This is a genomic window from Streptomyces sp. SAS_281 (assembly GCF_052542855.1).
Window position 1 is genome coordinate 19,695 of sequence record NZ_JBMNDO010000103.1, and the last position, 8,725, is coordinate 28,419.

Here is an 8,725-nt window from a genome sequence, read left to right on the forward strand (position 1 = left end):
CCGTAAAACCGTTCAAAAGGCGCGGGTGGCAGGCGGGACTTGCACCTCACGCCGCGTGAGGACCGAGGCTCGTACGCGTACCCACACAGGAAGGAGCGGGGAGCCATGGAGCACTCCGTGGGACAGGTCGCCGGCTTCGCCGGGGTCACGGTGCGCACCCTGCACCACTACGACTCCATCGGCCTGCTCTCACCGGGCGGGCGCAGCCGCGCGGGCCACCGGCGGTACAACGACGCCGACCTGGACCGGCTGCAGCAGATCCTCTTCTACCGGGAGCTCGGCTTCCCGCTGGAGGAGATCGCGGCCCTGCTCGACGACCCGGACGCGGACCCGCAGGAGCACCTGCGCCGCCAGCACGCGCTGCTGTCGCACCGGATCGCGGAGCTCCAGCGGATGGCCGCCGCCGTAGAGACAGCGATGGAGGCACGCAGGATGGGCATCAACCTCACCCCCGAGGAGAAGTTCGAGGTCTTCGGCGACAAGGACCCCGAGGAGCACGCGGAGGAGGCCGAGCGCCGCTGGGGCGGTACCGAGGCGTACGCCGAGTCGCAGCGCCGGGCCGCCCGGTACACCAAGGAGGACTGGCGGCGCATGAAGGCCGAGGTCGACTCCTGGAGCGAGCGCTACGCGGCGCTGATGGAGGCGGGTGAGCCCGCCGACGGCGAGCGCGCCACCGGCCTCGCGGAGGAGCACCGGCTGCACATCTCCACCTGGTTCTACGAGTGCGGCCACGACATGCACCGGAACCTCGGCGGCATGTACGTCGCCGATCCGCAGTTCAAGGCGTTCTACGACGCCATGCGGCCGGGCCTCGCCGAGCACCTGCGCGACGCGATCGAGGCGAACGCGCGCCGCCGGGCGTAAACGGTCACGGAGGCGGGTGGAACCCGGGGCCGCCCTGAGGCGTTGATAGCTTGGGGCGGCCACGCAGCCGCTTATCGACCTCATCCTGGAGCCCGGACCCTTGAATACGCTTGCGCTCGGACCGAGCTGGCTGGACCCGGACCATCTCATCGGACAGTTCGGCCTGGCCGGTGTGCTGGTCATCGTCTTCGCCGAGTCCGGGCTGCTCATCGGCTTCTTCCTGCCTGGTGACTCCCTGCTGTTCACCACGGGCCTGCTGGTCACGACCGACAAGCTGCACACCCCGCTCTGGCTGGTCTGCGTCCTGGTCGCGCTGGCCGCGATCATCGGCGACCAGGTGGGTTACCTCTTCGGCCGCAAGGTCGGCCCCTCGCTCTTCAGCCGGCCCGACTCCCGCCTCTTCAAGCAGGAGAACGTCGAGAAGGCCCACGAGTTCTTCGAGAAGCACGGCCCGAAGTCGCTGATCCTGGCCCGCTTCGTGCCGATCGTGCGGACGTTCACCCCGATCATCGCGGGCGTCAGCCGGATGAACTACCGCTCGTTCATCGTGTTCAACGTGATCGGCGGCGTCCTCTGGGGCGTCGGCGTGACCCTGCTCGGCGCCGCCCTCGGCAACGTCGAGTTCGTCCACAAGAACATCGAGGCGATGCTCGTCCTGATCGTGCTGATCTCGGTGATCCCGATCGCCATCGAGTTCCTGCGCGCCCGGAGCAAGGGCAAGAAGGAGGGCCCCGCCGCCGGGAACGACGAGGTGCCCCCGCAGGACCCGTCCGCCGGCCGCCGCGGCCGTCACGCCAAGCGCTGAGCCCCGTACGCCCCTGAGGCGCCACCCCGTCAGAAGCCGCGCGTCCGCTTGGCCGCGCGGCGGTTCGCGCCGCCGACCGCGCCCGGCACCCGCATGAACAGCCGGGAGATCTCGCTCCCCAGGTTCACCCCGATGGCGATGGCCAGGGCCGTCGCCACCGCCGTGGACAGCGAGGCGAGGCCCCGGTCCAGCTCGTTCTGCGCGACGCCCAGCAGACCGAAGTACGTCGCCGAACCGGGCAGCAGCGGCCCGATCGCCGCCGTGATGTACGGCAGCGACGACGTGTAGCGGTACCGCGAGAACAGCTGCCCGAACAGCCCGACGAGCCCGGCGGCCGCGGCCGTCGCGGCCACCGCCGACAGGTTGCCCGTCCGGGCCATCGCCCCGTAGACGATCCAGGCCACACCGCCGTTCAGGGTCACCGCGAGCACCGTCGCCCGCTCCTGCTGGAGCAGGATCGCGAAGGCCAGGGTCAGCAGCATCGACGCCAGGATCTGGATCACCGGCCGGTCGTGCGTGATGAACCGCGCCTCCGGGTCCAGCTCCGCGCCCAGCTGAAGCCCCCCGTACAGGGCCAGCAGCACCCCGGTGACGATCGCGATGAAGAAGTACATGACCTCCAGGAGCCGCGCCGAGGCCGTGATGTAGTAGCCGGTCAGGCCGTCCTGCACGCCCGCCACCAGCGCCCGCCCCGGCAGCAGCGCGAACAGCCCACCGGTGATCACCGCCGACGGCCGTACGTCCGACCAGTGCGTCAGCGTCAGCGCCACGCCCATCGCGGCGGGCGGCATCGCCGCCACCACGAACTGGTAGAACTCCGGCAGCCCGCGCCCCGCGCACAGCCAGGCCAGCCGGTCCCCGAGCATCGCCCCGAGCGCCGCGATCAGGAACACCAGCGGACCACCGCCGACCAGCACGGACGCCGCCCCGGCCAGCCCGCCGGCGGCCAGCGTGAGCACCCAGCCGGGATACGGGTGCCGGTTGCGCCGGATCTCCGCGAGCCGTCGGTACGCCTCCTCCAGCGACACCTCGTCGTCCGCCGTGGTGATGTCGTCGATCAGCCGGAAGACCGCCGCCAGCCGGGTGTAGTCGGTGCCCCGGCGGCGTACCGTACGGCTCGCCGTCACCGGGTCGTCCACCAGCGACGGCTGGTGCGAGATCGACAGCAGGGTGAACGTCACGGTCGGCTCGCAGCGGTCGAGCCCGTAGCTCCGCATCACCGCGAACATGGCCGCCTCGACGTCCTCGGCACCCTCGCCGCCCGCCAGCAGCAGCTCCCCGATACGCAGCGTCAGGTCGAGCACGCGCGGAACCGGGGGCCCCGCCTCCTCGTCGTGCCGCTGGACCGGCTCGGGCGCCGGGCGCTCGGCGACCGGCATCCGCAGCATCGTGCGCATCCGGTCCTGCCAGGGCGCCTCCTTGGTCAGCCGGACCATCGGCACCCCGTACGCCGGGGTGAACGCCGGCGGGGAGTCCCGGAAGCTGTACGTGCTCGGCGTGGCGAACGCCGAACCGGTCGTCTCGGACCCGGAAGCGGAACCCGTACCGGAACCGGAACCCGGAGCCGGTGGCTCGGGCGTCACCCCCTCCGGAAGGGCGAACTCCGAGGTCGGGTGGTCCTCCTCCGGTGGCGCCGCCGGTTCGGTCCCGGCAGGCCGCGAGAAGGCGCTGTGCGCCTCGTCGGACTGGGGCTTCTCGTCATCGGGCCCGTCCGGTTCCGCCACCACTCGACCTCGCTCCTCCTCGGCTGCGCGTCCTCGGCCGCACTCCTGCCCAGTATGGCCACGCCCAAGGGAGGGCACACGGAACGGGCGGCACACCCACCTGGGTGTACCGCCCGTTCGCAGGCCCGCTCATCCGCAAGCGGAACGTCAGTGCGCGCCGCCCTGCGCCTCAAGACGCTTGCGGGAGGCGACGATCTCGGCCTCGGCCTCGGCGCGGCCGACCCAGTCGGCGCCCTCGACGGACTTGCCCGGCTCCAGGTCCTTGTAGACCTCGAAGAAGTGCTGGATCTCCAGGCGGTCGAACTCCGACACGTGCTGGATGTCCTGCAGGTGCTCCACCCGCGGGTCGGACGCCGGGACGCACAGCAGCTTGTCGTCGCCGCCGGCCTCGTCGGTCATCCGGAACATGCCGATCGCGCGGCACTTGATGAGGCAGCCCGGGAACGTCGGCTCCTCCAGGATCACCAGCGCGTCCAGCGGGTCGCCGTCCTCACCGAGGGTGTCCTCGACGAAGCCGTAGTCCGCCGGGTAGCTGGTCGAGGTGAAGAGCCGACGGTCCAGACGAATCCGGCCGGTCTCGTGATCCACCTCGTACTTGTTGCGCGAACCCTTCGGGATCTCGATAACGACGTCGAACTCCACGGGTGGCTCCTCCATGATCAACACATACGACTGGTGGTTAAGTGTCCCTCACGCAGATGTGTGCTCGCGAAAGGGGTGGTCAACGGTGGCCGAGCCGGTGGAAAGACCGTCGACCGAACCGCCCGGCACGCCCGGCGGCAGTATCGCGGCCCGCCTGGGCGTACGCGGCGGAGTGAACGACTGGCAGTTCACGGCCGTGTCCGCCGTCGTCGGACTGGCCCTCGCGGCCGGCGCCGTCCTCGCCACCGGACCCTGGGACTCGGGTCAGCGTAAGGCCGAGCGGGACCGGGCGACCGCCGCCGAACGCACAGGTGGCGCACATCACGACGCCGGCGATCCCGAGGGCCCCGCCCCCGCCCCCAGCGCCCCCGCCGTCCTCGCCGCCCTGTCCGCCACCGGCACCGGCCCGGCGAACGCCCCGGCCGGCACCCCCCGCGACCTGCGCGCCGTCCTGGACCCGCTGCTGGAGAACGACGCGCTGGGCACCCGCCGCGCCGCCGTCGTCATCGACACCGCCACCGGCGAACGGCTCTACGGCAAGGGCGCCGAGGCCCCCATGACGCCCGCCTCCACCGTCAAGATCGCCACCACCGTCGCCGCCCTCGGCGCCCTCGGTCCCGCCCACCGCATCCCCACCACCGTGCGCGCCTCCGACGACCTGCGCACCGTCACCCTCGTCGGCGGCGGCGACCCCACCCTCGACAAGGCCGCCCTGCGCGCCCTGGCCACCGGGACCGCCCGCGCCCTCAAGGACGCCGAGGCCCCCTCCGTACGCCTGCGCTACGACGCCTCCGCCTACTCGGGGCCCACGCACCACCCGATCGGCCCCAACGAGAACATCGCGCCCATGAGCGCCCTGATGCTGAACGAGGGCCGCCAGGACGACTCCGCCAGGGGCCCGGCCCCGCGCACCGAGGACCCGGCCGGCGACGCCGCCCGCGCCTTCGCCGGATACCTCGGCAAGGCCGGCGTCACCATCAAGGGCGCCCCCGCCCCCGGCCGCCCCGCCAAGAAGTCCCGCACCGTCGCCACCCACCTCTCCGCCCCGCTCTCCGGCCTGGTCGAACGCGCCCTGACCAACAGCGACAACGACATCGCCGAGGCCCTGGCCCGGCAGACCGCCATCGCCGCCGGGCAGCCCGCCGACTTCAAGGGCGGCCGACGGGCCGTCACCACCCGCCTCAAGAAGATCGGTCTGCCCCTCAAGGGCGTGGACATCGCCGACGGCAGCGGGCTCGACCGCCGGGACAAGGTGACCGCCGCCCTGCTCGCCGGCCTCCTCGCCCGGGCGGCCGACCCCGCCCACCCCGAACTGCGCCCCGTCCTCACCGGCCTCCCCGTGGCGGGCTTCAGCGGCACGCTCAGCAGCCGCTACACCAGCAAGGCAGGCGGCACCGGCTTCATCCGCGCCAAGACCGGCACCCTCACCGGCGTCAACAGCCTCGCCGGCACGGTCGTGGACACCCGGGGACGGCTCCTCGCCTTCGCCTTCCTCGCCTCCGGCACCACCGCCCCCACCGAGGCCCAGAAGGCCCTCGACAAACTCGCCACCGCACTCGGCGCCGGCAAGCGATGACCGCGTCAACACCTCACCGCACCAAGGGCAGAGCACGTACGGTTGACGCATGACGAGCATCGGTGGTGCAGGGATGGTCGACTGGAACCTCGCGGTCGCGACCGCGACCCGGCTTGTGCGGCCGGGCCCCGAGATCAGCCGCGAGGAGGCCCGCGAGGTCGTCGCGGAGCTGCGCAGGCACGCGAAGGCGGCGGAGGAGCACGTCCGCGCCTTCACCCGGATGATCCCCGAGGGCACCGAGCCCGAGGACACCCCCGTCCTCGTCGTGGACCGCGCCGGCTGGATCAAGGCCAACGTCGCCGGTTTCCGCGAACTGCTGCGCCCCCTCCTGGAGAAGATGGAGGGGCGGCGCACCGGCGGCGCGGGCGGCGCCGTGCTCGGCGCGGTCGGCTCCAAGGTCACCGGCGTCGAGGTCGGGATGCTGCTGTCCTTCCTCGCCTCCCGCGTCCTCGGCCAGTACGAGACGTTCGCCCCCGCCACCCGCGATCTCCCCGCCTCCGCCGACGGCGGCGGCCGCCTCCTGCTCGTCGCGCCGAACATCGTCCACGTCGAACGCGAGCTGGCGGCGGACCCGCACGACTTCCGGCTCTGGGTCGCCCTCCACGAGGAGACCCACCGCACCCAGTTCACCGCGGTGCCCTGGCTCCGCGACCACCTCCAGGGCGAGATCCAGTCCTTCCTGGACGAGACCGACGTCGACCCGATGACCTTCCTGGAGCGGCTGCGCGAGGCCGCCCAGTCCCTCGCCGGCGGCCGGCCCGAGGGCGAGTCCGACGAGGACGGCGGCCGCAGCCTGGTCGAGCTCGTCCAGACCCCCGCCCAGCGCGAGATCCTCGGCCGCCTCACCGCCGTCATGTCCCTCCTCGAAGGACACGCCGACTACGTGATGGACGGCGTCGGCCCCGAGGTGGTGTCCTCCGTCGCCGAGATCCGCGAGAAGTTCCAGCAGCGCCGCGCCCGCGGCGCGAGCCGCCTCGACCAGGCCCTGCGCAAGCTGCTCGGCCTCGACGCCAAGCTGCGCCAGTACCGGGACGGCGAACGCTTCGTGCGGGCCGTCGTGGACGAGGTCGGCATGGACGGCTTCAACCGGGTGTGGACCTCGCCCAACACCCTTCCGACCAAGGCGGAGATCGCCCGCCCCGCGGACTGGATCGCGAGGGTGCACCGTAAGGCAGAGTCGTGATCAAGGGCCCCGGTACGAAGGCAACGCGCCGGTAATCACCCATCCGAGGGACCGTAGGGGCATGGGAAGGCGTGCAATGCTCGATGAACGGCATTGCTCTGTCACCATCGATGCACTCTGAGTGACGGCACTCCTTCCCGTCCCGGCACTCCGAGACACCCCTCAAGAACCTCACGAAGGGCACCGGACATGGGTCCCCATCCTGCGGTCGCGGCGATACGCCTGGCGGTCCGCCGCGTACTCCACGACGTCATCGCCGAACACGCCGCACAGACCGAACGCGCCGGGCGCGCCCCGCACCCCGAGCTCGCCCGGGCCGGCTCGGGCAGCCGCCTCGGCACGCTTCCCGACCGCCCCGACACCCCCCTGGTGCTCGTCGCCTGCTCCGGCGGCGCCGACTCCATGGCGCTCGCCTCCGCCCTCGCCTTCGAGGCCCGCAAACTCCCCGTCCGGGCCGGCGGCGTCACCGTCGACCACGGCCTCCAGGACGGCTCCGACACCCGCGCCGCCGAGGTCGCCGCCCGGCTCGCCGCCATGGACCTCGGCCCCGTCGAGGCCGTCGCCGTCCACGTCGGCCGCGAGGGCGGTCCCGAGGCCGCCGCCCGCGACGCCCGCTACGCCGCGCTCGACACCGCCGCCGAGCGCCACGGCGCCGCCGCCGTCCTCCTCGGCCACACCCGCGACGACCAGGCGGAGACCGTCCTGCTGGGCCTCGCCCGCGGCTCCGGCATCCGCTCCCTGTCCGGCATGGCCGCCGCCTCCGGCCCGGCCGGCCGCTACCGCCGCCCCTTCCTCCAGCTCGACCGGCAGACCGCCCGGACCGCCTGCCTCGCCCAGTCCCTGCCCGTCTGGGACGACCCCCACAACATCGACCCCGCCTACACCCGCTCCCGGCTGCGCCACGAGGGCCTGCCGGCGCTGGAGAAGGCCCTCGGCAAGGGCGTGGTCGAAGCCCTCGCCCGTACGGCCCAGCTCTCCCGCGACGACGCCGACGCCCTCGACACCTGGGCCGCCGCCGCCGACCGTGACGTACGCGACGAGGCCGGCCGGCTGGAGTGCGCCAAGCTGTACGCGCTGCCCCCCGCCGTACGCCGCCGGGTGCTGCGCCGGGCCGCCATAGAGGCGGGATCCCCGGCCGGTTCGCTCTTCGCCCGGCACATCGAGGAAGTGGACCGCCTGGTCACCGGCTGGCGCGGCCAGCAGGCCATCAACCTCCCCGGCCGCGTCGAAGCCCTGCGGCAGGGTGGCAGACTGGTCATCCGGCAGAGCTGACGCACGAGCGGCTGACGAGCAGGGCGAGCGGCCGCGCAGGCCCGGGGCTCCACCCCCGGACCGGGCAGGCACAGAAAGAGACGCGGGTGAACGAGAAGGACATGGGCACCGACCTTCAGTCGGTGCTCCTCACCAAGGAAGAGATCGACGCGAAGCTCGTGGAGCTGGCCGCGAAGATCGACGCGGAGTACGCCGGCAAGGACCTGCTCCTCGTAGGGGTCCTCAAGGGTGCCGTCATGGTCATGGCGGACCTGGCGCGTGCGCTGTCCACCCCCGTCACCATGGACTGGATGGCCGTCTCCTCGTACGGCGCGGGCACCCAGTCCTCCGGTGTCGTCCGGATCCTCAAGGACCTGGACACCGACATCAAGGGCAAGCACGTCCTGATCGTCGAGGACATCATCGACTCCGGCCTGACGCTGTCCTGGCTGATGTCGAACCTGGGCTCGCGCGAGCCCGCCTCGCTGGAGATCTGCACCCTGCTGCGCAAGCCGGACGCGGCCAAGGTCGCGCTCGACTGCAAGTGGACCGGCTTCGACATTCCCAACGAGTTCGTCGTCGGTTACGGGCTGGACTACGCGGAGAAGTACCGCAACCTCCCGTTCGTCGGGACCCTCGCCCCGCACGTATACGGAGGCTGAGGGCCTGGGGGGCCTCAG

8 protein-coding genes are annotated in these 8,725 nt (G+C 72.4%); 6 read left to right on the top strand and 2 right to left on the bottom strand.

The window, feature by feature from the left end; translation table 11 throughout:
• Positions 1–105: 105 nt before the first annotated feature.
• Together ACN6LM_RS29375 and ACN6LM_RS29380 are read left to right on the top strand one after the other, a co-directional pair.
• Entirely contained in the window at positions 106–864 is a 759-nt protein-coding gene (locus ACN6LM_RS29375) for a MerR family transcriptional regulator (protein WP_445068409.1), read from the top strand.
• Positions 865–964: 100 nt separating this feature from the next.
• On the top strand, positions 965–1,669 hold the full coding sequence (locus tag ACN6LM_RS29380; protein ID WP_445068410.1) for a DedA family protein: 705 nt from the start codon (positions 965–967) through the stop codon (positions 1,667–1,669).
• 29 nt (positions 1,670–1,698) lie between these two features.
• On the opposite strand, the gene ACN6LM_RS29385 is transcribed toward ACN6LM_RS29380, so the two are convergent.
• Entirely contained in the window at positions 1,699–3,396 is a 1,698-nt protein-coding gene (locus ACN6LM_RS29385) for a threonine/serine ThrE exporter family protein (protein WP_445068411.1), read from the bottom strand.
• Positions 3,397–3,540: 144 nt separating this feature from the next.
• A complete protein-coding gene (locus ACN6LM_RS29390; protein ID WP_018520452.1) occupies positions 3,541–4,035 on the bottom strand; it encodes an inorganic diphosphatase in 495 nt (164 codons plus the stop codon).
• Between the two features lie 85 nt (positions 4,036–4,120).
• On the opposite strand from ACN6LM_RS29390, the gene dacB reads away from it, so the two are divergent.
• The 4 genes from dacB to hpt all read left to right on the top strand — a co-directional run bounded on the left by dacB (position 4,121) and on the right by hpt (position 8,707).
• Complete coding sequence (gene dacB, locus ACN6LM_RS29395) at positions 4,121–5,611, top strand: D-alanyl-D-alanine carboxypeptidase/D-alanyl-D-alanine endopeptidase (protein WP_445068412.1); 1,491 nt, start codon at positions 4,121–4,123, stop codon at positions 5,609–5,611.
• A gap of 49 nt (positions 5,612–5,660) precedes the next feature.
• Entirely contained in the window at positions 5,661–6,794 is a 1,134-nt protein-coding gene (locus tag ACN6LM_RS29400) for a zinc-dependent metalloprotease (protein ID WP_445068413.1), read from the top strand.
• 189 nt (positions 6,795–6,983) lie between these two features.
• Positions 6,984–8,066 carry a tRNA lysidine(34) synthetase TilS gene (tilS, locus tag ACN6LM_RS29405; RefSeq protein ID WP_445068414.1) on the top strand — a complete coding sequence of 361 codons (1,083 nt, stop codon included), beginning with the start codon at positions 6,984–6,986 and terminating at the stop codon, positions 8,064–8,066.
• Between the two features lie 101 nt (positions 8,067–8,167).
• Positions 8,168–8,707 carry a hypoxanthine phosphoribosyltransferase gene (gene hpt, locus ACN6LM_RS29410; protein ID WP_164403121.1) on the top strand — a complete coding sequence of 180 codons (540 nt, stop codon included), beginning with the start codon at positions 8,168–8,170 and terminating at the stop codon, positions 8,705–8,707.
• Positions 8,708–8,725: the final 18 nt, after the last annotated feature.